General features: G+C 59.7%; 19 protein-coding genes. 2 read left to right on the forward strand and 17 right to left on the reverse strand.

The genetic code is table 11. The annotated features are described in order from the left end of the window. Nucleotides 1-50: 50 nt before the first annotated feature. From IZV00_RS15495 to IZV00_RS15530, 8 genes are all read right to left on the reverse strand, one after another. Nucleotides 51-1,022, reverse strand: a complete 972-nt coding sequence (locus tag IZV00_RS15495) for a PDR/VanB family oxidoreductase (protein WP_196227312.1) — start codon at nucleotides 1,020-1,022, stop codon at nucleotides 51-53. A gap of 205 nt (nucleotides 1,023-1,227) precedes the next feature. After that, on the reverse strand, nucleotides 1,228-2,028 hold the full coding sequence (locus IZV00_RS15500) for an MOSC domain-containing protein (RefSeq protein ID WP_196227313.1): 801 nt from the start codon (nucleotides 2,026-2,028) through the stop codon (nucleotides 1,228-1,230). Between the two features lie 32 nt (nucleotides 2,029-2,060). Beyond that, nucleotides 2,061-2,795, reverse strand: coding sequence for an SDR family oxidoreductase (locus tag IZV00_RS15505; protein ID WP_196227314.1), 735 nt, complete (start codon nucleotides 2,793-2,795; stop codon nucleotides 2,061-2,063). 34 nt (nucleotides 2,796-2,829) lie between these two features. Further along, entirely contained in the window at nucleotides 2,830-3,588 is a 759-nt protein-coding gene (locus IZV00_RS15510) for an SDR family NAD(P)-dependent oxidoreductase (protein WP_196227315.1), read from the reverse strand. A gap of 42 nt (nucleotides 3,589-3,630) precedes the next feature. Beyond that, the gene (locus IZV00_RS15515; RefSeq protein ID WP_196227316.1) at nucleotides 3,631-4,878 is read right to left on the reverse strand and encodes a cytochrome P450; all 1,248 of its coding nucleotides are present in this window, start codon (nucleotides 4,876-4,878) and stop codon (nucleotides 3,631-3,633) included. Nucleotides 4,879-5,012: 134 nt separating this feature from the next. Continuing rightward, nucleotides 5,013-5,420: a nuclear transport factor 2 family protein gene (locus IZV00_RS15520; RefSeq protein ID WP_196227317.1), complete on the reverse strand. Its 408-nt coding sequence runs from the start codon at nucleotides 5,418-5,420 to the stop codon at nucleotides 5,013-5,015. A gap of 144 nt (nucleotides 5,421-5,564) precedes the next feature. After that, nucleotides 5,565-7,205 carry a carboxylesterase/lipase family protein gene (locus IZV00_RS15525; protein WP_196227318.1) on the reverse strand — a complete coding sequence of 547 codons (1,641 nt, stop codon included), beginning with the start codon at nucleotides 7,203-7,205 and terminating at the stop codon, nucleotides 5,565-5,567. A gap of 185 nt (nucleotides 7,206-7,390) precedes the next feature. Further along, entirely contained in the window at nucleotides 7,391-9,742 is a 2,352-nt protein-coding gene (locus tag IZV00_RS15530; protein ID WP_196227319.1) for a TonB-dependent receptor, read from the reverse strand. A gap of 475 nt (nucleotides 9,743-10,217) precedes the next feature. On the opposite strand from IZV00_RS15530, the gene IZV00_RS15535 reads away from it, so the two are divergent. Then, nucleotides 10,218-11,705, forward strand: a complete 1,488-nt coding sequence (locus IZV00_RS15535) for a class I adenylate-forming enzyme family protein (protein ID WP_196227320.1) — start codon at nucleotides 10,218-10,220, stop codon at nucleotides 11,703-11,705. A gap of 39 nt (nucleotides 11,706-11,744) precedes the next feature. Here the strand turns inward: IZV00_RS15535 and IZV00_RS15540 are convergent, their stop codons facing one another. From IZV00_RS15540 to IZV00_RS15575, 8 genes are read right to left on the reverse strand one after another with little or no spacing between them, the layout of a single operon-like run. Continuing rightward, on the reverse strand, nucleotides 11,745-14,132 hold the full coding sequence (locus IZV00_RS15540) for a membrane-bound PQQ-dependent dehydrogenase, glucose/quinate/shikimate family (RefSeq protein WP_196227321.1): 2,388 nt from the start codon (nucleotides 14,130-14,132) through the stop codon (nucleotides 11,745-11,747). Nucleotides 14,133-14,189: 57 nt separating this feature from the next. After that, a complete protein-coding gene (locus tag IZV00_RS15545; protein ID WP_196227322.1) occupies nucleotides 14,190-14,933 on the reverse strand; it encodes an SDR family NAD(P)-dependent oxidoreductase in 744 nt (247 codons plus the stop codon). A 40-nt stretch (nucleotides 14,934-14,973) separates the two neighbouring features. Next, entirely contained in the window at nucleotides 14,974-15,768 is a 795-nt protein-coding gene (locus tag IZV00_RS15550) for an SDR family NAD(P)-dependent oxidoreductase (RefSeq protein ID WP_196227323.1), read from the reverse strand. Nucleotides 15,769-15,773: 5 nt separating this feature from the next. Beyond that, a complete protein-coding gene (locus IZV00_RS15555; RefSeq protein ID WP_196227324.1) occupies nucleotides 15,774-17,102 on the reverse strand; it encodes an aspartate aminotransferase family protein in 1,329 nt (442 codons plus the stop codon). Between the two features lie 54 nt (nucleotides 17,103-17,156). Next, nucleotides 17,157-17,927 carry an SDR family NAD(P)-dependent oxidoreductase gene (locus tag IZV00_RS15560; protein WP_196227325.1) on the reverse strand — a complete coding sequence of 257 codons (771 nt, stop codon included), beginning with the start codon at nucleotides 17,925-17,927 and terminating at the stop codon, nucleotides 17,157-17,159. A gap of 37 nt (nucleotides 17,928-17,964) precedes the next feature. After that, the gene (locus tag IZV00_RS15565; RefSeq protein ID WP_196227326.1) at nucleotides 17,965-19,488 is read right to left on the reverse strand and encodes an APC family permease; all 1,524 of its coding nucleotides are present in this window, start codon (nucleotides 19,486-19,488) and stop codon (nucleotides 17,965-17,967) included. Between the two features lie 5 nt (nucleotides 19,489-19,493). After that, entirely contained in the window at nucleotides 19,494-21,296 is a 1,803-nt protein-coding gene (locus tag IZV00_RS15570; RefSeq protein WP_230463462.1) for a hydantoinase B/oxoprolinase family protein, read from the reverse strand. Next, nucleotides 21,293-23,380, reverse strand: a complete 2,088-nt coding sequence (locus tag IZV00_RS15575; RefSeq protein ID WP_196227327.1) for a hydantoinase/oxoprolinase family protein — start codon at nucleotides 23,378-23,380, stop codon at nucleotides 21,293-21,295. Before IZV00_RS15575 ends, IZV00_RS15570 begins: the two co-directional genes overlap by 4 nt. Nucleotides 23,381-23,748: 368 nt before the next feature. On the opposite strand from IZV00_RS15575, the gene IZV00_RS15580 reads away from it, so the two are divergent. After that, complete coding sequence (locus IZV00_RS15580; RefSeq protein WP_196227328.1) at nucleotides 23,749-24,444, forward strand: TetR/AcrR family transcriptional regulator; 696 nt, start codon at nucleotides 23,749-23,751, stop codon at nucleotides 24,442-24,444. Between the two features lie 199 nt (nucleotides 24,445-24,643). On the opposite strand, the gene IZV00_RS15585 is transcribed toward IZV00_RS15580, so the two are convergent. Continuing rightward, nucleotides 24,644-25,651: a 3-keto-5-aminohexanoate cleavage protein gene (locus IZV00_RS15585; protein ID WP_196227329.1), complete on the reverse strand. Its 1,008-nt coding sequence runs from the start codon at nucleotides 25,649-25,651 to the stop codon at nucleotides 24,644-24,646. Between the last annotated feature and the right edge of the window lie 44 nt (nucleotides 25,652-25,695).

Below are 25,695 nucleotides of genomic sequence, written 5' to 3' on the forward strand. Positions count from 1 at the left end.
GATTAAGTTCATCGCTATCAGCAGCCTACGAGGCCGACATGCTGCAACTGTCACAGATCGAGCACAAGCCGTTCGCCGGTGCGGCTGCGTGATACGCAGATCATAATCCGGCTGTTCTGCGCCTTCTCATCGTCAGACAGGACAGAATCGCGATGGTCGGCCGCGCCTGAAATGAGGGCCGTTTCACAGCTGCCGCACACGCCTTCCCGGCAGGAGCAGAGAACATCGAGGCCCGCATCCTCCAGAACTTCCATGATCGATTCGCCCGGCGTGACGGTGTAAACCTGACCGCTGCCCGCCAGTTCGACCTCAAACGGTCCATCGAAGGACGGCTGCTCCAGCGGCTTGGCGGAAAAGCGCTCCAGATGGAGCGCGCCGCTCGGCCAGCTTTCGCATTTGCCTTCCACCGCCGAAAGCAGCGGTTCAGGGCCGCAGCAATAGACGAGCGCAGTGGAATCTGGATGATCGAGGAGAGACGCCAGGTCGATATGACCCACCTCGTCAAAAGGCTGCACTGAAACGGCGGAACCGCGACTGGAAAGCTCTTCCATAAAGGCCATCGATCCGCGTGAGCGGCCGCCATAGGCCAATGTCCAATCCGCTCCCGCAGCATCGACCGCGGCGATCATGGGAATGATCGGCGTGATGCCGATGCCGCCCGCGATGAAGATGTAACGCCCGCTCGGCTCCAGCTTGAAATGGTTGCGCGGACCAACGACGTGGACCGCCATGCCTTCCTTCAGTACATTATGAATGAAGGCACTGCCGCCCCGGCTCTCGGGTTCGCGCAGTACGCCGATCTTCCAGCGCTTCCGATCGGACGGCGACCCGCACAGCGAATATTGACGGATCATCCCGTTCGCAAGCTCCAGGTCGATATGCGCTCCCGGCTCCCAGGTCGGCAGGTCGGCTCCATCCTTCGATCCCAACTCCAGGACGACCACCCCTTCGGCTGCGTCCCGGCGCGACAGGACGACGAGGTCAAGCTTGGACTCGCCCAAATGCGGATTTCCAGTGGTCATTCCAACATCCTCATACCCTCATGGCCAATCTGTGCGAAGATCCGACCCGGCATCCCGGTATCGTCATGACGACCAGACGAGTCGCCCTCCCCTTTTCGACGCCGCTAAACCCGTCAGCCGGATATGCGGCCACTCGATAAAGGTCCCCTTCGCACACAACCATATTAATTAACGGTTGTTCTTATAACGCTGGCGATGAGCATCGTCAATGCGGTGCGGCGGTAAGTTGCACATGGTCTCCACGCTTCACGACGCCGGGCTCAAGCACCTCGGCATAGGATGCAAAGGCAGGCGTGGAATAGCTCGGCATTAAGCCGTCAGGCAAATGGACGCGGCTTCGGAACTTGCCCAACGTCGGAACGACCGCCATGTCGTTAGCGCCTGTTTCCGGATGGCATTGGGTGACTACGCAACGCGGCACGCCGCTACGCACACGCAGCAACACCTCGCCGATCCTCAAAGTGCAGCCTTCCCAACCGTCCTCGGCAAAGGGCTGATCATGATCGATCACCAAATTCGCCCGGAATCGCCTTGCATCTACGGCTTGTCCCATTTTTGCAGACAAGTTGCGCAGTGATGCCGTGGTGAAGAAGGTGATCGGCAGAACATCTATACCGCCACCGGCCCGGATGCTGCGGACCATGCGCACGGGTCGGCCAGCATATTCGGTCAGAAGCTGGTTCCAATTCCCATCGACGTCGCGCACGTCGACCATCCGCATGCCCATATAATCCAGCGCCATGGTTGCGCCGCTCCCTGCTCCGCTGCCCTCGACGGTGCGGCCGTCGGGGAAGGTCAGCGTCAGCCGTTCGGTCGCCGGGTCGAAATGGAAGGCGAGCGGCGCGAACAAGCCGTGATGATGAGACGGCATTGGCGCACCATGCTGATCAAGCAGGATAAACTCCCTGTCGCCATCGACGCCGTGCGTTTCAATACGCGCGGTGTCCACGCTCAGGAACCGGGTGCATTTGACGAAGGTCATGCCGATGTCCTTGACCTTCATCATGTCCCTACTTTCATTCCCGCATGCCCGTCGCGTCAATATGCGGTAAAACCACCATCGATGACATGCTCCGCGCCAGTGATGTAAAGGGATTCATCGGATGCCAGAAATAGCGCAAGATGGGCGATCTCCTCCGCGCTGGCGTTGCGCTTGAGCGGCACTTCCTCCACCGAATAATCATTGCCCTGTATCATGGGCGTATTCGTATTGCCGGGATGGATGCTGTTCACGCGGATTTTTCCGTCCGCAAGGTCCAGCGCCGCAGCCTTGGTCATGCCGCGCACAGCCCATTTCGCTGCCGTGTAAGCGAAGGTCTGAGGATAGCCAACCATGCCCGCGGTCGAGGAAATGTTGATGATCGATCCGCCGCCCCCCCTGCGCATGGATGGCGCGACGGCGCGCATGCCCAGATAGACGCCGAATTGCATGACATCGGTCAGGAGGCGATATTCCTCCGGCGTCGTGTCCTCCAGCGACGATTCCTTCAGGATACCGGCACAGTTCACGAGGATGCTGAGGTGGCCAAATTGCCGCTCGGCCTCATTGACGGCGCTGGTCCAGTCCTCCTCTAACCGTACGTCCAGCGGCATGAAGCGCGCCTGACTGCCCAGCCTTTCCTCCAATGCCCTACCGCGACCGGCGTCCATATCGGCAATGATGACCGACGCGCCCTCCCGCACGAACCGGGTGGCGATCGCCGCTCCCATGCCGCTTGCGCCGCCGGTGATCAGCGCGACCTTCCCATAGACGCGGCCGCTTTGGATGCTCATCTTTCGCCCTTCGGATCTTACATCGACCTACCGGCTATAGTGCCGTGTAGCCTCCGTCCGCCAAGATGGACGCGCCGAAGAGATTGGAAGAATCGTCGCTGGCCAGGAACAGAACGACCTTCGCCACTTCCAGCGGATCGGCAACCAGCCCACGGGGCAGGTTCCATTGCTGAGAAAATTCCGGGATCGTCTGACCGGCCTTTTCGGCGGCGGCGCGCACCATCGGCGTCAGCATCGGGCCGGGACAGACGCAGTTGATGCGAATGTTGTTCTTCGCATATTCAACGGCGCCCTGCTTCGTCAGCATCAGCACCGCGCCCTTCGTGGTCGCATAGTCGCTCGAACCCGCCTCTGCGACGAAGCAATTAATCGAACCGCAATTGACGATCGTGCCGCCGCCCTGCTTCAGCATTTGTTGGATGCCATATTTCATACCCAGGAAAACGCCCTTGACGTTCACCTGGTACACACGGTCGAAATCCTCTTCCGAAATATCCGCGAGCGGCGGCTGCTCAAACCAGATGGCAGCGTTGTTATAGAGGATGTCCAGGCGACCGAACTTGTCCACGGCCGCCTGCACCATATTCTGAACGTCAGCCGATTTGCTGACGTCCGCCTTCACGAAAAGCGCTTGTCCACCGATTGCTTCAATATCGGCAACCGCTTCCGCGCCGTCGGAAAGGTCACTGATCACGACTTTGGCGCCTTCCTGCGCGAAAAGGAGCGAGGTCACCCGGCCCAGACCAGCGCTTCCGCCGGTGATCAACGCAACTTTTCCGTCCAGTCTGCCCATTTTATTACCTTACTGTCTTTATCATGTTGCCGAGAGGCGGGCTCAGTTTACGTCCCACTCGAGCTCAAGCGCATCAGCCGATCCGATGATGCCGCTACGCGTGATGAACTTGAATCCCGGCTTCATGCGGAAGCGAGGGATCCGCTTCAGCCATTCCTCCAGCAGGATCATCACTTCGATCCGCGCAAGATGCATTCCCGCGCAGACATGCGCACCCGCCCCGAAAGTGCTGTGCGACTTCTTCTTACGGGTAAAGTCCACCTTCATCGGGCACTCGTTTTCGCGATCGTCGATGCCGTGCATCGTCGTGGGCGCGAGCACCATGTCACCGGCTTTCAGCAGGACGCCGTCATATTCGATGTCCTTTGCCACCATGCGACCTTCGTTTACGAGTGGAAAGCGCCGGAACAGTTCTTCGCTGACCATCGCCAGACGATCGGCATTCTTGTGGATCTCTTCCACCACGTCGGGATGCTGAGCGAGATGAGCGAAGCATACCGGAATGAAGTTCAGCACCGTGTCGAGCCCGCCCAGCAGCACGATCGTGATCAGGCGGTTCTTCTCATCCGTGGTCAGCGGCCGCCCGTCGACAGTGGCATGGGCAATTCCACTGATAATGTCGCTGCCGGGATTTGCGGTACGCTCCGCCAGAACAGGCGCGATATAATCGTAGAGTGCCTTCTTCCCCCGGACCAAGCTATCGGCCATTTCTTCAGCCGTGCCTTCCGGCTTCATCATCATTGCCACGTAGCGGAGCAGCTTGTCTGCATCTTCGTAAGGCAGTTTGGTGAGTGCGAGGAACATCTTGATGGGGAAGATATCCGCCAGCTGCGATTTCAATTCGCAATGTCCATCTGCGGCGAACGCCTCAATCAGTTCGATCGACAGCGCCCGGATTTCCGGCTCCATGGCCATGATCTTGTCACGACCCATGTAACGGTTCAGAATCTGGCGATAGGGCGTATGTTCAGGAGGATTGAGCATGGACGGCAGACCGTCCCATTCCGCGCCCATCGTCTTGGGAATGAAGAATATCTCGCTGGTGAAGCGTGTATAATCCTTCAACACCTCTGAGACTGTGCTGCCACGCGTAGCAATCCAGTGGCCTTCATTATGCGGCGTCCAGATGATGTCCGGCACGCCGGGTTCCTGCAGCGTCCGCCAGATATCATAATAGTCTTTTTCACCATTGCCCGCAGGGTTGTACATGTCGAAGTCGTAGATCCTGTCCCTCGGAATATGATCCGGGACATCGAACTGCTTCAGACTCGCCTCATCCATCACGTCCATGATTGCTGCTCCACCTCGCCCTGTTGTGATTATATTAATTAACGATTGTTCGTATGTCAATAAGCGGTCGTTGCATGGCCTTGGTCAGATTTCCTCTCGCCCGGCTGCCGAACCCAGCGCCGCCCCGTCGCCGTTTACGACCAGAAGTCGTCAATAGCTCCCTGGTCGCCGTCATACATGCGGCAGCTGGTAATCTTGTCGCCGCGAATAGTGTAGACGACCAGCTTGTTCGTATCGATCTCGCCCTTTCCGTCGCGCACCATCTTTTCGTAGATGTTGACGACGCAGCCATCATCGCCCGACAAGATGACTTCCGGGTTGGACGTGACCGTCCAGCGATTGTTGGTCATTTCGAGCAACGGCCCCACCCAGCGCTTATTGAAATCCGCCGGACTATCGAACTTTCCGGCCAGCCTGCTGTGACCGGCCTGGAAGAAAAACATATCGTCGGACCAATAGCTCTGCGCAGTCTCGATATCGCCGCGTTCCCAGCAATCCAGATAGTCATTGATCAATTTGCGGTTGAATTCAGCCTTGCTCATAGGGACCTCACAAAGGTGAAATGAAACATTGGTTTAAGAACGAACGATTGTTTCTTCAAGGAGGCTATGCATGGCCATGCCGTCCGTCAAATGCTTCTATTGGGCAATCGCGGGGCAGAAACCGCCTCCGCGCCGGGCTCACTTTCAAGCATCATACATCAAGGCGATAACTTCAGCCGGAAGCGGGTCCTGGGCCACCGAAGAATGAACATCGAACCGCATGAAGGAACGGCTTGCCAGCGAATAAGCGGGCCAATCCGGCACCGTCTTGTTGCCGGGATTGCCGGTTTTGGCAAAGGCGATCCAACTATCCATCATCGCATCTCGCACGGCGTACCATTCTTTGTTGCGGTAGCGCTTGCTGCGCTCCGCGATGACATCCGATTTCGCGTCGACGATCGTCGGCAGATCCTGGGTGCCGAATACAAAGCCGACATCCCCACCATGCAACGCCCAGAATCCGTTCATGAATGGTTCTTCCCAGTCGAAGCGGTAATAATAGACCGGCGCAGCATCGAGCGCGGCTTTCATGTCCGCCTGACGCACCGCATCGGCGCCCATCCAAATGGTGGTCCCGACCGCGACCATCAGATGCTGCCGATCAGCGTTCGGCATTTGATGACGGAAGGCGCGGACCAAGGCGTCCAGTCGCGGCCGTCCAAGATGACGCATCGGTGCAAGCGCTGCCAAAAGCTCCTCGTCGTTTGACGGGTTGGGAAGCGACCCATTTTGCGACATCAGCCACACCGCTTCGTCCCGCGTAGTGCCGACCAGAAGCGGCACATCTGCCCAAAGGGCCATCGCGCGTGGATCGCGTGGCTGATAGGGCAGCAGATTGCCGTCCTGGACGGGCGCCAGGGGCAGCAGGCCGATATCCCCTATCAGCGCGTCACCCTTGAAAAATTCCGCGTAGGCCGGCTTTAATTCGGTCGCAGGCACATCGACCAGAGCACGCGGGTTGTTCGGATCGACCCCCACCAACGCGCAGAGGTCGCGCACTTCCTTCTGCGCCATGTCATTCGTTCGGAATCGCGGCGCTGACAAACTCTGCACAATCGCGCGCTGGAACAGCCCCTTGGCGCTGGGCGTCGAAAGCAAGGTCGTGACTTTGCCCCCGCCCCCTGATTCCCCAAAGATCGTTACCTGCTGAGCATCGCCACCAAAGGCCGCGATGTTCCGTTGAATCCAGCGGAGCGCTTCCACCAGATCGCGATGACCGGGATTGCCGATATTTTCAAATTCAGGAACCAGTGAACCCAGGTTCAGATAACCGAAGACATTGAGCCGATGGTTCACCGTGACTACGATGACCCCGCCTCTTTCGGCCAGGGCAGAACCGTCATAGGCGGGCATACCGCCTGAACCCCACCAATAGCCGCCACCGTGAATCCAGACCATGACGGGCACGTTCCGGGCATCCTTGGGCGCCCAGATATTGAGCTTCAGGCAATCTTCGCTTTCCGGCTGCGCATCCTGCCATGCCGGGGGGTCAGGATTATTCTGATAGCAGGGCGACCCGTAGGTAAGCGCGTCCCGCACGCCATTCCACGGTTTGACAGGAACAGGCGCCTGGAAGCGCCGGTGCGCTGTGTCCTCTCCGTAAGCGACCCCCTTGAAGATGGCGAGCTTTGCAGTTTCATAGCCGCGCAGCGTGCCCTCGGCCGTTTTGACCATGCGGCGGGCCGCGGGGATAGCTGCGTCCGATGCCGAACTTGCAAGCAAGCCCCGACCCGCGAGCAAGGCGGCCGTGCTTGCAGTCACAAAATTACGGCGATCAAGTTTCACTGCCATCTCCTGCAGCGCGCCGAAACGGCTGACATCGTTTCCCCGCCCTGCACAATCCACGGTTTCTCGTTTCAGCTATCTGCATCGGCAGCCTACGATCCTCACAGCCAGTCGCACCTGTCTGCGGCGAGATAATTACAGGATAAAAGGAGGCCGACGACTAGCAGCCGTCGGCCTCAACCCGCTCAGAAATCCTTTCGGAACCCGACGCCATAGGTGCGCGGCGGAGCAAAAGAACCGAGAGCAAGCCCCGTCCAACTATTGTCGTAGGCAAAGGCTTTGCGGTTCACGTCCGTAAAGTTGCGAACGAAGCCGTACAGTTCCCATCCCTGATCTTTGCGCCCGATGCTGATGCGCGCGTTGTGCATCCAGCTGGACGGCAAGGTGGTCACAGGCGACACGATCAGGTTGGCCTTGCTTTCCGACTGATAGTCGAAATCATATTGCAGGCCGAGCTGATAGATACCGATATCGAATCTCTTGGTAACAACGCCGTTCAGGGACCATTTCGGTGCCTTAACAGGTCTTACGTCAACAATTCCTCCGGGTGTCGCGATACCCTTAACTTTCGCATCCAGATAGGCCGCGCCCAGCGAAATATTCAGACCTTCCATTGGATTGGCGAAGATTTCGAGTTCACCACCCGTATAATAGGCATCGTTGTTCGACACTGTGGAGATCAGGCCATTATAGTTGAACGCCTGATAACCGGAATAGTCGTAATAGAAAGCGCTTGCGCGGACATTGGCCTTGCCGTCGAAAATGCGCAGCTTGGCACCGCCTTCATACGCAACCACCGTCTCGTTACCAAAGGGCACCGCCGAATAGTCGACGGTTACGCCATCGGGTTGAAGGCCCAGCGTGCCGTCCGCCGTCGCATTGAAACCCCCGCCGCGGATGCCCCGGCTGACCCCCGCGTACAGCAGCATATTATTGTTGGGTTCATAGCTGACTTGGAACTTGCCGGTCCAATCGCCACGACTCTGCTTGTTGGAACTACCCCACGCCGCTGCTGACTGGGCATTGAAATCCCAATAAAGGTCGGCAGACGTGCCGGTGTAATTGGGGTCCAACGGCCCCAGCGCCACCTGCGAATTGAACACTTTGCGGTCATGGGTGTAGCGTCCGCCGACGGTAACCTTCACCGATGGCAGAATCTCATATTCGATCTGACCGAAGGCGGCATAGGAACGCGTGCGTTGCTGATAGGTATTGATGGCGTCGAAATTACCTACCAGAATGAAGTCTGTATAGTAGGAGCCTTTAAGGTCCAGGAAATAGCCGCCCACGGTCCAGTTCAACGGACCCGCGTCACCTGAAAGTCGCAATTCCTGAGAGAATTGGCGCGTGTAACCGCCGCTCGCGAAATTAAAGATATTATTTGGCGTACCGTCGGAATCCTCAAGATAATCGATCTTGGACTTGGTATAATTGCTGATCGAAGTCAGGGTTGCTCCGCCGACCGATCCTTGCAGCTTGAGCGTTCCATAATAGGTCTGCTTCTTCAGGAAGCCGATATCGTTGAACGACCCTTCGGTTCCCTTACTGCTCGGATCGCGATATCCGAACGGATCATTGCCGGCACCCGTGCCATAAATATCAACATCCGCAGGGACGAACTGGGTTACGCCATTGGCATCAACATAGACCGGGTAGGCTTTGTAGACCCCCTCCCGATGCTTGGGGCTCTTGTTGAGCGACCCGGTCACTATCGCCTTCCAGTCCGAGCCAATGTCGAAGGCGAGCTTCCCGCGTATCCCGAAGCTATTGGATTCGAAACTGTCCTTGCCGCCCGCCGGATTGTTGTTCTTGAACCAACCGTTACCGATCTGTCCAAAAGCTGCGAGGCGGAACGCGACACCATCCGCAATCGGCCCACCGACGGCCCCTTCGACGCGTCCGGTGGAAAAGCTGCTATATTCGGTATTGAAATAGCCGTCCCAATCCTTGGTGGGATCCTTGGTCACGAACTGAAGCAGGCCACCTGTCGAGTTCCGGCCAAAAAGCGTTCCCTGCGGCCCACGAAGCGCCTCCGCGCGCGCAAGGTCATAGACAGGGAAGGCGACCATCGATGGCGTCGGAACGTAGACTTCATCAAGATAGACGGCGTTGGGCGCTTCCTGATGCTCCGAATAGTCGACCTGCGACACACCGCGTATGGTCACAAAAGCATTGAGCCCGCCGCCACTGCCGCTGTCAAATTCCAGCGCAGGGACCTGACGCGCTATGTCAGCAGCCGTCGCGACACCCAGTTTGGAAAGTTCGTCGCCCGACAACGCCGTGATGGCAATACCGACCTTCTGGATGGATTGCTCACGGCGCTGGGCCGTGACGACGATCTCACCCATGCCCTCACGGGCTTGGCTGTTCGGCGCCTGCGCATGAGCAGGGCTGATCATGACAAGCGAGAGGCATCCGCCTGCAAGAAGACCGGCGCGATACGCCTGCCGCAATATCCGCGCCTGAGCACCGCTGATGACAGGATCATCACTGAGTCGCCCCAACTGGTTAGACGTAAATTTGCCTAATATTTTCATGGAATCCCCCCGTCGTGTCTTTGAAGATCTGCTGGAGTGAAGTGGATATTAATGAACGATCGTTCGTACGTCAAGCGGATAAGTTGATATCTCCTCGATGGTGAGGAGCCGGGCTGATAAAAAAGCACATATGACATCAAGCAGGAGACGCCCTTTAGTCGCAGCGAAGAAGGATAAGAGTGGAGGATTGACGAACGCCATCCGTCTTAGAGTTGCGATCCAAGCCATCGGACTGGCCGTGCCCAGCGGAAGCGCGATCCACACGGGGGCAAAGATCATTTGCCGTCATTGGGGGAGTAAAGATATGGGTGGTGCAAACGAGACGATATGTTGACTTTTGCAACGCGCAGACAAGCCATCTCAGGCCGCCTGCGTCCATCGATAGTCGGATATAGCGAGAGGAAGTGGCGGAATAGTGATGATCCTATCTGATGCCGTTGGGCAAACGGATCATTCCAGAGAGAGTCCGTCCCACATGCCCAAACTCGAACGTCTCTGGGACAGCCTATATCACTGGGCTGAGCATCGTTCCGATCGGGTCGCGATCAGGCACGGATCGAGGCTGATGACCTTCGCTCAACTGGCGCACGAGGCGGAGTGCCGGGCGCAATGGCTCATGAATCTGGGCGTGACGGCTGGCGATCGGGTCATCGTCGTGGGCTATAATAGCATCGACTGGGTGGTCGCCTATCTGGGCATCATGCGCTTGGGAGCCATCGCGGCTCTGGTCAATAACCGGATTTCGCCTAAGCAGATGGCCGATTCTGCTGCGTTATTGGAGGCGAAACTCGCCCTGGCGGACATCAAGCACCAATATATGTTCGGTATCGCGAACGTGCGGCTTGATGTGCTGGAAGCATGGGAACGGCCGCTTCAAATGTCACTTCCGCCTCTCCCTGCCGCCGACGATCCGGCAGTCATAAGCTTCACGTCGGGCACGACGGGGCTGCCAAAAGGCGCGGTTCTGAGCGCGCGGGCCATTTTCGAAGCATCCGCCACCTATCAGCGGTTTCTGAATACCGGCCCGGACGACAACACCATCGTGCTTTCGCCCCTGTTCCACAATACGGGTTTTATCGACCAATTGGGGCAGATGCTGATCGTCGGCGGCGAGACGGTGCTGGTGACAGAGTTTCATCGCAAGGATGCCATTGAGGCTTTCCGCCAGTCGCCCTCCACCTTCGTCACTGCTGTTCCCAGCGTGCTGCGCATGCTGATGCTGATGGACGAAAGCGATGTCGTGTTCGGACCTGCCCGTGTTGTTGTGTTCGGGGGATCGCCCATGCCTCAGGCCTGGTCGAGCGAACTTAACGACCGTTGGCCTCATTTGGCATTGGTCCACGGCTACGGCCTCACCGAGTTCGGATCGGCCTGCACTTTCCTCCCGGCCACGCTTATTCATGATCATGGCGCGTCTGTCGGCTTTCCCGCACCGGGGGTGAAAATGCGGCTCGTGGACGACCAGGACAACGATGTGCCAGCGGGTACAGTCGGCGAGATATGGGTGGCAGGGCCAACACGCATGCTGGGCTACTGGCGCTGTCCGGCCGAAACCGCACGAAAGATCCGTGGCGAATGGTTGCGGACTGGTGATCTGGGGAAGATGGACCAGGACGGACGCCTATATCTAAGCGGCCGGGTGGACGACATTATCAATCGCGGCGGGGAGAAGATCCTGCCTTCTCACGTCGAGTGCCTGCTATCGGAATGCCCCGGCGTCGCCAACTGCACCGTCGTTGGCGTTCCTGACCCAGTGCTGCACCAGGTGCCGGTCGCCGTGGTGGAACGCCGGGAAGATCAGGCGTTCAGTCGCTCCGACGCCGTCGCTCATTTGACCGCCAACCTGCCCTGCTATGCCGTTCCCAAGGAATATGTCGTCGTAGATCGGCTGCCGCGGATGGCTTCAGGCAAGGTCGATCGCAAGGCTGCCTTGGACCTGGCGATCGCCCGGTGCGCACGATGAGCGTCGCCGGTTGCGAATAGAAACCGACGCGGGATTTCATCACGGCAAGGCATAGGCCACGACATAGTCCCCAACACGCTTGCTGTAAGGCGTTCCACCCGCAGCCACGACGACATACTGCCGTCCTGTGCGCGGGGACAGATAGGACATGGGCGTCGCCTGCGACCCGGCGGGAAGCCGCGCCTTCCATAGCTCACGCCCGCTGGCGGAATCCCACGCCCGAAGGAAGGGGTCGTTGGCACCGGCGTAAAAGGCAAGGCCTGACGCCGTCATCATGGTCGATGAAATGGACGGCATGCCCAGCTTCACCGGCAGTTCCACACCGACCAGGTTGAATGTCTGCTCCAATCCCGTGCCAGCCGGTACTTGCCATCTGACGCGGCGGCTCTGGAGGTCAATCGCGGTGATCTTGCCCCAGGGCGGCTGTTCGCACGGCAATCCGAGGAGCGACAGGAAGCTCTTCAGCTCGACGCCGAAGGGCGCACCCTTGACGGGATGGAGTTCATAGCCTGCATGGCTGAAATTGGCCTGTACTTTGCCTTCCACGTCCTTACGCGGGACCAGTCGGACAATGGTGGAAAGGCGAATGTCATTGACCATCAGAAGCTTGCGCGCCGGATCAATCGCCACCCCGCCCCAGTTCATGCCGCCAAGATAGCCGGGCCAGATCAGCGTGTCGCTTTCGGCCGGGGGTGTATATTGCCCCAGATAATGCAACTTGCGGTATGCGATGCGGCAGGCGAGCTGATCGAAGAAGGTAAGGCCCCACATATCGCGTTCGGTCAAGCGCTGCGGGATCAACTGCGGCATGCCAACCGAATAGGGTTGCGTCGGCGACAGGTGATCGCCGGGCGCAGCAGTTTGCGGAACCGGGCGCTCGGCCACCGGCGTGACCGGACGCCCGTTCCGCCGGTCGAGAACATAGATCTGACCAGCCTTGCCGACCTGCACCAAGGCCGGGATCGTCCCCCCTCGCCCATCGGGCATATCTACGAAGGAAGGAGGCGCGGACAGGTCCCAATCCCAGAGGTCATGGTGGACCGTCTGATAATGCCAGGCGAGGCGCCCGGTCTCCACATTGATGGCGATGACGGAGGTTGAATAGCGGTCGGTTTCGGGCGAACGCATGCCGCCCCAATGATCTGACGTTCCGTTGCCGGTGGGCACATAGACCAGCCCCAACCGGTCATCGAAGGTCGCCGTACCCCAGAAATTCGGCGTGGAACGAGCGAATTTAACGGACTGGTCTTGGGCGACGCCAGGCTGAGGCTGCCCCCCTTCCCGTCCAGCATCCCATGCCCAAACAAGGCGGCCCGTAACGGCGTCGAAGGCCCTGACCACCCCGCCCGGCTCATCCGCTGACTGATTATCGGATACCCAGCCACCAACGATCACCCTGCCCCGCGCCACAAGAGGCGCGGAGGTTGGATAGTACCATCCCGGCTTCATCGTGCCCAATCCTACGGTCAGATCGACCTGCCCGTTACGGCCGAAGCCGAGGCAGGGCTGTCCATTGGTCGCATCGAGTGCGATCAGTCGGGCATCAATGGTGGTGGCCAAAATACGCTGGGTACAGTCGCCTGCGATTTTGCCTGTCGCTGGCGCGGAAACCTCATGGAAGGCGACGCCCCTGCACCGGTTCCAGGTACCGTTGGCGCTGACCTTCGGATCGAAGGACCAGACGCGCCGTCCCGTATCGGCATCGACGGCGAATATGCGGTTATGCGCCGTACAGAAATAGAGGTTTGACCCCACCTGGATCGGCGTGGCCTGCATGTCGGGACTATCGTTGACCTCTCCCGTGCGGAAGATCCAAGCCTGCTTCAACTGGGACACATTATCCCTGTTGATCTGGGCAAATGGCGCGAAATGACCCGCGCCTGCATCCCCGCCATAGGATCGCCATTGCCATGCGGGGTTGTTCACTGCTTCCACGCCATCGGCGCGGGTATCGGCACCGTGGATCACACCATGCGGCAGGAACATAGCCGCTATCCCGGCGACGATGATGAGCAATTGCAGCGCGACCGCCGCGCGGCCTGCGCGGCGCTTCGACGGGACCAGCCGCCCCCAGAGCCACGCCATGATCACACCCATGACAAGAAAGGGACCCAGGCGGGGCAATTGAGGCCAGAAATTCAATCCGGCTTCAGCCAGCGCCCAGACGATTGTGCCCGCATAGGCTGCCGCAAAGATCCAGAACGCAATGACCTTCGCGCGCATGAGGAAGCCACCGCTGAGCGTCAATGCGGCCCCAGACAACAGATAATAGGGCGTGCCACCCAGCAGGACGAGCCATGCACCACCCAGCAGCAGGATCAACCCGACAAGGGCAAGCAAGGCGCCCAACAAGCGGCAGGCGTTGCGCAGGAAGGCGCCAGGAGCACCCTTCGCCCGAGCGCCGCTTTCCATCGGATCAACTGGCATTCGCTGCTCCTTCATCGGTCCCCGTTCCGGGTTGCGCTTCACGGCGTTTCCGCTGGATCAAAAAGCGGTCAGTCCGCCATCCACGGCAACGGCCTGACCGGTCAAATAGCTGTTGGAAGGCGATACGAGCGCCAATATGGCAGACGCGACCTCTTCTGGTTCGGCCAGCCGCTTCATGGGCACGGCGGCTTCCATTTGCGCCTTGCGCTCGATGAGGTTGCTCTCCGTGACAAGCGGGGTGAGGCTGAAATAGGGGCAGATCGCATTTACCCGAACATTGCTGCGCGCAAATTCCACCGCAGCGGTGCGCGTCATGCCGACCACTGCATGCTTGGCCGCGCCATATGCCAGATTTTTCGGTGCGCCCGCGATGCCAGCGACGGACGCGACGTTCATGATCGAGCCGCCGCCGCCCGCGATCATCGCCGCGATCTGATGCTTCATGCCCAGGAAAATGCTCTTGGCATTCAGCGTGAAGTTCCAGTCAAGGTCCTGTTCGGTCGTGTCCAAAAAGCTCTTCATGGGCGAGGTGCCCCCCGCATTGTTGATCGCGATGTCAAGGCGGCCGAAGGTCGCGACCGCAAGGTCAACCAAAGCTTTCTGATCTCCCTCCACGGTGACATCGCATCGTACCCACGCGATCCGGCCAGGAATCGAGGCGGCCAGTTCCGCGAGCGCCGCTTCGTTGAGATCGCCCAGCACGAGGTTGGCGCCAGCTTCCAGGAGCTTTGACGTCAGCACACGGCCGAACCCACCGGCCGCACCAGTGATCAGGACCGTCCTGCCCGAAAATTCACCCATATCTTACTTGTCCATTCAAGTTCAGAGGCCGTGAGGATGATCAGGGCTTGTAATGACCACAGGTCTTGCCGCCATCGAGCCGGTATTCAGTGCCATTGGTGTGGCGCGCTTCATCCGAAGATAAATGTGCGACCACGTCGGCCACGTCTTCGGGCTGCGCAAATCTTGCAAGGGGCACCGCCTTTCGAAGCGCTTCCAGCTTTTCAGGCGACAGGTTCGCCAACAGCTTGTCGGCCATCGGCGTTTCGACGAAGCCGGGACAGACCGCATTGGTCCGCACACCATAACGTCCATAGTCAAGCGCCAGCGACTTCATCAGCCCATGCACGCCATGTTTGGAAGCGATGTAGGCCGCAAAGTCGGAGTCACCCCACATGCCCGCGTCCGAACTGATGATCGTGAACGTGCCGCGTGTCTTGATCAGCTCAGGCATTGCAAAACGTGCGAGATAGAAGACTGAATCCAGATTGATCGATATACACTGTTTCCAATCTTCGATACTGGTTTCAGTCGCATTTCCCTTGGGAGCGACCCCAGCCGACGCGACGACTGTGTCGATGCCGCCATAGGCTTCTGCGAACCTGCGTACCGCTCGTTCCACCGCATGACCATCGCTCACATCGGCGAGAACAACGAGGGCTTGGCTGCCCATATCTTCAATTTGAGCGCTCAACGTTTTCGCCGCGCTTTCATTGCGCCCCACCAGGCAGAGCGTCGCCCCCCGTTCGGCCAGCCGCAGCGCAGTGGCCCGCCCGATGCCCGATGTCGCCCCGGTGACGAGCGCGCGCTCCGGCGAAGCGTCCGATGTTCCCTTCAGGCGTTCATGTCTGAACATTTGGGTCATTTCCCGCTATCAGGATGAGGAAGTTGACGGAGGCATTCCTCCGTAGCCGCACAGAAATTGTCGATGTCTTGCGCAACCATGGCGGTGGACAGGAACCCCATGCCGGCGCCCGACACATGGAAGCCCTTGAGCACGAGCATGCGCTGCAATTCCATCATCGCCGCACTTTCCGCCGGGCTGTGTCGCTGGCTGCGATAGTCGTAGACGGGGCGCTGATGCGTGATGATCTTGAACATGGATCCAACGCCCGTAACCTGCCCCGGAAACCCTGATGAGGCGAAGGCTTGCGTCAAACCGGCGCGGACGCGATCGCCCAGCGTGTTGATATGCGCGACCAGTTCAGGCGTCAGCAGGTCCAGCGTCACCTTGCCCGCCGTCATCGTTATGGGATTGGCCGAAAAAGTCCCGCTCCAAGGGACCAGCGGCCTGCCCGAGCGATGATCGAAGACCTGCATGACCTCCTTCGATCCGACGAGCGCACCGACCGGAAAGCCGCCGCCGATGATCTTGCCCAGCACGGTCAGGTCGGGCTTCACGCCGAATTTCTTCTGCGCCCCACCATGGTCGAGCCGGAAGGTAATGACCTCATCCAGGATGAACACTGCGCCGATCTCTGTCGCAAGGTCGCGCAGGCTAGCTGCAAATTCCGGCGATACGGGCGTAAAGCCCAGATAGCTTGGCGCGGCATCCAGCAAGATCGCGCCGATCCGGTCCTTATGCGCCCGGATCACGCTGGCGGCGGTTTCCGGATCATTGAAAGGAATGACATAGACATCCTCGAGCAATCGATCGGGAACACCCGCCGCATAGCCGACCGATTTGGGCGGCGTGGCGAACTGTTCCTTGGGTGTATCGAGGCTGACTTCGGCATAGTCGTAGGAGCCATGATAGCTGCCTTCCACCTTCACGATCGCCGGGCGGCCGGTATAGGCGCGCGCGGCCTTGATCGCCGACATCACCGCTTCGGAACCACTATTGCTGAACCGGACATTTTCCGCCGACTCTATGCGGTCACACAGCAGTTCAGCGAGCTCGATTTCAATCTCGGTCGGATTGGTGAAGGCTGTGCCCAGCACCAATTGTTTGGAAACTGCCTCTATGATCGCCGGATTGGCATGACCATGGATGAGCGATGCGAAATTGTTGAGCAGGTCCAGCCGCGACGTGCCATCGACGTCGGTGACATAGGCGCCCTTGCCGAATTTCGTATAGACCGGGAAGGGCTCAAGCCACGGCACCAGCCGCGTAATGCCCCCGGGATAGACCTTGAGCCCGCGTTCGTAGAGTTGCCTCGATTGGGAGTCCTGGTCAGGCCAGATTGCCATTTTTAACCTCGTCAGTATCAGAATGGTGCATCGCCATGCGATGCCCCGTCATTTTCAGAATGCTTCCCGCGCCGCCGTCAGCCAGCCGCCATCGATGACGTACGCGCTGCCATGCACGTAATCGGCATCGTCACTGCCAAGGAACGCTGTCATCTTCGCGATCTCCTCAGGCTGGCACCATCGGCGTGCGGGCACCTTCGCCACCGCCGCTTCCATGTCGGGGGACGTAGCGGTCTGCGTATCGGGGATCGCCATCGGCGTCGCAGTCGCGCCGGGGCAGATCGCATTCACCCGGATGCCGAGCGCGCCATATTCGAAGCAAAGCTGACGGGTGAGGCCCATCACCGCATGTTTGGACGCGGTATAGGCCGAACCGCCGCCTGCCGCGCTGAACGAAGCGGTGGACGCGATGTTGATGATCCCGCCCTTGCCCTGTTTCAGCATGTGGGGAATGGCATATTTCGCCATCAGGAACGGCCCGGTCGCGTTGGCGGCCATCACCTCGTTCCATTCGTCCAGGCTGACTTCATGTGCCGGGCGATAGCTGTCCAGCACGCCTGCATTGTTGCAGAGCAGGTCGATACGGCCCCAGCGCGCGATAACCTCGTCAATCGCGCCGATCACATCGGCCTCCACCGCGACATCCGCGCGGATGGCCATGACCCTCTCGGGACCGCCACCCAGTTCGACCGTCTGGCGTATCTTGTCCAGCGTTCGCCCCAGAGCCGCCACGCGACCGCCCTGAGCGACGAACTCGCTCACCATGGCGCGTCCCATGCCAGAACCCGCTCCGGTCACCACCACCACTTTTCCGTCATATTTCATGGATCAACACCTGTTCATTGGCATGTGGGGATCAACGTCATTGCGCGTCGTCATCAGGGAAGGTGCTGGCCGTGACGATGTGGCCGTACCAGTCCGGCCGCGTCTTTCGCCAGCGCATGGCCAGCCCCACGCCCGCAGCGAAGGTCGCATAGAGCGAAGCCAAGAATAGGGTGGCCAAGGTGGGGGAGGCGTCCACAAACACTTCGAAGTTGATCGTCGCGTAGATCGCAATTGCCGTGAGGCTGATGAAGCCCAGCACGGGTGCAATACGGTAGCTCCAGAGGCTGCCCGTCTCTTCCTGCCGTGACAGGTATCGGATAATCGCCAGCGATGCGATCGCGAAGAGCAACAGCATCCCCATAGTCCCGAGCCCCACGGCCCAGGCATAGAATTGCAGCACCGGATCAATCTTGAACAGGACGACCGGCACGACCACTGCGACGACGGTCGCGCTCTGCAACAACGATCCCAGCGCAGGCGAACCATGGCGGGCATGGGTCTTGCCAAAGGCCGAAGGCAACACGCCATCGCAGCCCAGGTTGAAGAAGTAGCGGGCGATGGCGTTGTGGAACGATAGGACGGCGGCCAACAGGCTGCTGATCAACAACAGATACATCGCGTCCACTGCCACCTGCCCCACATAATTTCCCAGCGCTTGGGGGAACATGCCCGCCGGATCGGTCGCGATCTTCTGAGCAGCCGCCGTCACCCCATAGGCGTTGATGAGCAGGAATGTGGATATCGAGTAGAAGAGGGCGATGAGGATGATCGAAAGGAAGGTCGCGCGAGGGATGGTTTTGTCCGGCGATCGGACCTCCTCGCTGTAGATGGCGGTCGCCTCGAACCCTAGAAAGCTGCCGACAGCCATCATGATCCCGATGCCCGCATTGCCTGAAAAGAGCGACGTCAACGAATAGGGCGTGAAGTCCAGACCGCCCGACGGACCGCCGCGCCACAGCACAGCTGCGTCCAGCAACGCGACGATTCCGATCTCGCCCAACATGGCAAGGCCCAGCATCCGGGCGGAAAGATCGATGCGCCGGTATCCAAGAGCCCCGACCGCGGCCCAGGCCGCCGCTGTGGCGATCCACCAGGGAAATGCGGGGACACCGAGCCGGGCGTGAAGATATTGGACGATCGACACGCCGACCATTCCGAAGGTGCCGGTCTGTAGCAGCGTATAGGCAAAAATCGCCAGAAAGGCGCCGCCCAGCCCGAACTGTCGGCCCAACCCTTTAGTGAGATAGATGTAGAAAGCGCCCGCCCCCTCACCCTTGCGGGCAATGGACCCCGCCATCGCCATGAATCCGAAAGCGAAGAACAACAGCGCCGCCCCGGCGATCAGGAAAGACGACACCAGACCGACGCCGTTGCCCACCGCCATTGATACCGGCGCGAACGCCGCCATGACGGAAAGGGGCGCGGATGCCGCGAGGACTGTCATGGTAAGGTCGAACACACCCATATTGCCGGACAGCTTGCCATGAGGCTCGACGGCATGCGCGGCGGGCGCGGACGACAGGATGGCGTCGGGAAAGGCGGACAGGCTGGGCGTCGTCATTGCCTTCACCCCGCCTGAAACTGGGCCACGGGCGCTGCCCTGCGCAGGGCAGCCGTGGCTTCCGCATCGACCGCCAGCGTCTCGTCCTCGACCCGGCCGGTGAAGGCGACGCCATAGACGTCCCTTGCCCGGTCGATCGTTTCCCATCCTTCCAGCACGTCGTCCAGCACCAGCGCAGGATCACGCTCACGCGGATTTCCGTACCCGCCGCCCGAAGAGTCGAAGCCGCGCAGATATTCGCCCTTTTTCAGCTCCACCTGAATGGAATTGGGCAGCGCGACCTCCGTCCCGTCTGCCAATACATGCCAGCCGCCCGCCGTCAGCCCGTCTTGGCCCCCACGCACACCCTTTGGCGCATAATATTGGCTGTCGAGCTGATAGATGGCGGTGACGGGATAATTAGTCGGTCCATAGGCCAGATCACACGACATGCCGCCCCGGCGCCTGCCTGCGCCGCCGGTGCCACCGCGCAGGCGCATATGCTTGTAGATGATGGGCATTTTAAGCTCATCGATCTCGATGGAATCGCGATACATGAGCCCGCTGACCACCGGCAGGCCATAAGTGACCCAGCCGTCCGCGCTGTCGCTGGCCGGGCCGCCATTGGCCGCAACCACCAGCTGGTTGACGAACGGCGCATCATCATAGCGGTGGTCGCGCCCGGACAGTACGGCATAACCCACGCCCACGCCGGTGGCCCCTTCGGCAACGCCAAAGCCGTCTATCTGGGAAAAGGCCGAACCGACCATGTTCACCAGCCGGTCGGCGATGTTGGTCGTCGCGACTGAGCAGCTGTGCGGGAATTTGGGCCTACCGACGACGCAGCCGTCCGACAGCTTCACATCGACGCGGCGGAACGCGCCCGAATTTTTCGGCACATCACCGGGCATCGCGTTGAAGATTCCCGCGAACACGCTCGCCATTGTCGTGGCTTCGGTCAGATTGAGGCCGCAATCGACATTGGGGATATTATCGCGCAGGTCGACTTCGATCCGGCCCTCGCCCGGCTTCACATCGATCACGACGTTCAGCGGCACGCCGTCGGGCAGGAAGGGTTCGAAAGGATCGTGACGGCCACTATTCTTTAGCTTCACCTCAGGCAGCGCGTTGATGGCCTTTTCCATCCGCGCCTCGGAATATTCCAGCCAATAGGATTTGAATGCCTTCAGCGTGTCCTTGCCATATTTATCGCAAAGTTCCTTAAGCCGTCGTTCGGCGATCCGCGCCGATCCGATCGCCGCCAGAAAATCGCCATACCATTGCCCCGGCACGCGGATGCGGCGGCGGCACATGCGGACGATGTCGTCGATCATCTGATAGTCACGCTGAACCTGCACGACCGGGAAGATCAAAGCGCCTTCCTGATAGACATCGACCGCCGAAGAATAATAGCTGGTCGGAAGGGAATTGCCGATGTCGGCCTGGTGCGCCTTGACCGTCGCGGTGAACATATGTTCGCCATCAAGAAAGATGGGGACCAGCGTGCAATGGTCGGCGGGGTGCGAATTCCCGACATAGGGATCATTGTCCAGGAACGCGTCCCCTTCCTTCAGGTCGGGATGCATGCGGACCATTTCGGCGGCCTGTTTCTGCACGCCGAATATGTGGACGGGCAAACCTTCGGCGCAGGCGAACAGTTCGCCTTCCGCCGTACACATGGCACAGGAGAAATCCCGCGCACTATTGATCACCGACGACCGTGCCGTGCGCAGCAACGTGTTCGTCATCTCCCGAACGATGCCGTCCATCCGGTTGGCGAGGACGGCCATCAATATGGCGTCGTTCCGTTTGCTGTCTTCTGCCATCATGCCTGCTCCGCACGGGTGTGAAGGATGTAATTGCCCGCGCCGCTGATCTCGGCGGACATGCCCGGATAGACCACCAGGGTCGTGGTCGGCTCCTCGACGATGGCGGGGCCGCTGATGATCATGCCGGTCTTTAGGTCGGCCGGTTTGAAGATCGGCGTATCGATGGCTGCATCACCCCCGAAATAGCAGGTCCTGTTATGATCGGGCGTCGGCGCGGCAAAACGGTCCACCTTGGGCGAAGGGTCCATCTTCTTGGAAAGCTCGACGGTCAGGCGACCTTTCCAGTTGATGATTTCCACCGGAGATTCTTCATCGCGGACAGCGAAGACGCGCTCATGCAGATCATGAAAGCTTGTGGTCAGCGCATCGATGTCCGCCTGGCCGTTGAAGCGGTCGCAGGAAACCGGCGTGTCGAGTTCCCAGACCTGCGCAAGATAGCGCGCCTCGGCGAAAAATTCGATGCGCCACGGCGCGTCTCCGGCATTTTCAAGCTGCGAGCGGAAGCGATTGAGTTCGGCCTCAATCCTGGCCAACGCCGCGTTCACCCCTTCCCTGTCGAAGCGCAGCGTCGATGTGAAATGCGGCGCGGTGCTTTCCGTGACGATATCGGCGAACTGCATGCCCGATGCCGACAAGGCTGACGCAACCTTGGGCAGCACCACTGAGTCAGAGCCCAGTTCGGCGGCGATCGCCATGATGTTCATGCCTGCCGCACCGCCGCCTGCGACCACGGTGCTTTCCCGTGGGTCGATGCCCTGCTGGACCGTGATCTCGTGAATGGCCTTGACCATATGGTCGGTGGCGATGCGCATGATGCCCCAGGCCGCAGCTTCGATGGACAGGCCAAGCGGATCAGCGACCTTCGCGATGGCCGCCCGCGCGGCGGCAACGTCCAGTTTCATGCGACCGCCCAGGAAGTAATCGGGGTCGAAATAGCCAAGCACGCACGCTGCGTCCGATGTCGTGGGATTTTGCCCTCCACGTCCGTAGCAGGCTGGACCTGGTTCAGACCCTGCCGATTGCGGGCCGACACGCAGCATGCCGCCATCGTCGATCCACGCGATCGACCCGCCCCCTGCGCCGATCGAACGGATATCGACCGACGAGATGCCCAGCAGGTCGCCTTCCCACAAGCCGCCCAGCCAGGTGTCACGGCTATAGACCAGCTGACCATTGCGTGAGAGGCCGACGTCAAAGGTGGTGCCGCCCGTATCGGCGACGATCATATTGTCGCCAAGCCCTTCGGCGACCGAATAGGTGACGCCCGCGACCGGCGCCATAGACGGGCCGGACTTGGCCATGTTGATCGGCGATTGCATGACCGATTCCAGGTCCATGACCCCGCCGAAGCTGGTCGAAACCAAGATCTGCCCCTTATAGCCCGCCGCGCGTATATCCTGTTCGAACTCGAACAGATGTTTCTGCATCAATGGCTTGAGCGACGCGTCGATCGCCGTCGCCGACGCCCGGCGATATTCGCGGATGATGGGCGCGAGCCGGTGCGACAATGTATAGGGAATACCGGGCAGAACTTCCTCGATCAGCGCGCCGATCGCCAGCTCATGTTCGGGATTGATGAACGACCATAGCAGGCAGACGCCGATCGCTTCGAAACCGCGATCGCCCAGCTGCCGCAGCAGGGCGCGCACCGCGTCCTGATCCAGCGCCCCGACCACCTTGCCTTCCGCGTCGATCCGCTCGGGCACTTCGAAGGTCCGCCGACGGGGAATATAGGGTGCGGGATAGGATTTGGTGAAGTCGTACCCGTCCAGCTTCCCGCCTTCCTTGAGCACAAGGATATCCGGGAAACCTTCGGTCGTCAGGAAAGCCGTCTTCGCGACATTGCGCGTCACGATCGCATTGGTGGCACGCGTCGTGCCGTAGATGAACAGCGTCGTGTCCGCCAGCAGCTGTTCAAAGCCGAGGCCAAGGTCGGCAGCCGCAGCCTTGATAGACTCGCTAAGGCCGCCAAACACGCGGCCATGGGTGGTCAGCGCCTTGCCGATCGTCTGCTTGCCCGACGCATCGCGAACGATGACGTCGGTAAAGGTGCCTCCCGTATCCACGGAAATAGTAAAACTCATGCCTCAACATTCCCTACTTGGCCCAGACATGGACCAGGCGCCCTGAAGGGCGGATGGTTCGAGCAGCCCGAGCATGCGAGACACTCGGACGACGCGTGATCGGATCGGCAAAGGGTGGGGAGATCGTCGTGAGGCCAGCCGCTCGAAGATAATGCCTCGGCAATGGCGGATTTCACGCAGGTGCCCCCGTTGTCATTCCCATCCAACTACGCATACTATCGCATTTCGATTTCGAATATGATAGCGAACGTTTGTTAATGCAAGTGCAAAGTTGGAGTTGCTGTGACGGATCAGGAGCCAAACAACGTCGCCGCCTGTTGCATCGATGGTTGCCATCAGGCTTCGGAGAGTATTAAGGAACCGGCAGAATGACTTCACCGACAAATCAGACCAAGGTCCTGCGAAAGCGCGCTGGATACGAGGCCCGACTGGCCGAATCCGAAGAGCTGGCGATCGAGCGGGAGAACCGCGCCACGCGATCGGATACCCGGGCACGGCTGCTGGTCGCGGCGCTCGACCTGTTTTCGAAGAACGGCTTCGAAGCTTCGACGATGCGTGACCTCGCTCAGTTCGCAGGTATCAAGGCGCCCGCGATTTACAACCACTTCAAATCGAAGGAAGCGTTGCTAGGCGAAGCTCTGCTATGGGCAATGGAGGATTTCAACGAGCGGGTCCTGGGTCCTCGCGACCCCCGTGAATCGAATGTTGAAGCTTTGAAAGGGATTTTGGAGCGGCACATCCGCTACCAATTGGACAACCCGGTCATCGCCAGGGCCTTCGACATTTTGATGGCACACAATCTGCTTCAGCGCGTCGGCGAAATAACATTCCAGCAGGCCATTCAGGATCGACTGCGAGTATATTTACGCGAAGTGACAAAGCTGGTGTCTCTGCTTGTCGAAGAGTCTTCGGTGAAGGCCGACTACAGGATCGTGTCGAGTGCCATATCGACCATGTATGACCAGGTCGGACGCTGGTACGTTTCCACCTCAAAGGCAGCTGACGACGATCTCGTCGCGACTTACTGGGACTTGGCAAGACGGATGCTTGGCATCGACAGGTAACACCGGGTTGCCTGATCCCTTGACGTCGATGCGCGTCAAGCACTGGCAGTGTGGTTTCTCCGTGACCATCAGGGCGGGTTATCAATAGGTCGTCCCGAAGCCGACCGCTACCGCCACTGAAGCGGACCCCATAATCGGCATAGGAACGGCCATGCTCCCGTCCACTGGAGCATGGCCGTCTCTTTAACTCCGCAGCCGGTTATCCCTGGGCGCAGGATCTCAACATGTCGGTATATTCCTGGCGTGTTGCGACCCGGCGGCCAAGAACCTCACCCAGCTTCGCGCCGAGTTCGAAGGTCTGCAGGTTCGACTGGATGCGATCATCGCGATGCGGCCAGAGCCAATAGGTATCCTCCATGCCCACGCGAATGTGCAGGCCCATCGCAGCCGCCAGCGTAGCGACATACATGGATGCCCGGCCAGCCGCGCACACCATGATCACGCCGTCCGGATCGACGTCGCGGATCGTGGTGACGGTGCGCATCAGGCCCTCGACCATCTGGCGTGGATTTTCCATGGGGCTGCAACCCGGCAAGGCGGGAAGGATCAGCCAGAAGGCCGGTCCCTTGATGAGGCCGCTCTTGATCAGGAAGCGGTCGGCATTGGCAACGTCGGCGTCAGTATAGACGGCGATTTCAGGAATGCCGCCATTTTCCAGAATGAGGCGCACCTTTTCGATCATGACCGGCGCGGGCTTGCTGAACAGAGAGTCGCCGATATAGGTCGTCGTGGTGTTGATCGGCGCACCGTCCAGCAGACCAGTCGCCAGCACCCGCTTCATTTCAGCCCATTCGCCTTCCAGCGCAGGAACAAGGCAGCCATCGACCGACAGGTCGGGATAGTCCTTCTTCAAGGGCGCGACGACCTGTTCGAAGCGATCGAGCGAGAGAACATTATAGCCTTCATCGTCGCGAACATGGATGTGGACCGTGCTTGCCCCTGCCTCAAGGCATTCGCGGGCAGAATTGCGGATTTCTTCCGGTGTATACGGCTGGTTCGGGTTCTGCGAACGGCGGAAGAAAGCGCCGGTAATGGCCACGGATACCGCCAGGGTTTCAGGGATATTCCATGGAACGGAGATCGGTGCATCGTGGAACGCAGAATGTTCCAGATCCAGAACGATCGGCGCGCCGTAAGGCCGCCAGATCATCCGCTCATTTTCGCGAGCGACACCTTTCCCAACTCTATCCCAATCAATCTTAACCATTTTTCACTCCTACGCTTCCGTAATCCAACTATCCGCGACGACAT

The organism is Sphingobium sp. Cam5-1, from assembly GCF_015693305.1.
Taxonomy (GTDB): Bacteria; Pseudomonadota; Alphaproteobacteria; order Sphingomonadales; family Sphingomonadaceae; genus Sphingobium.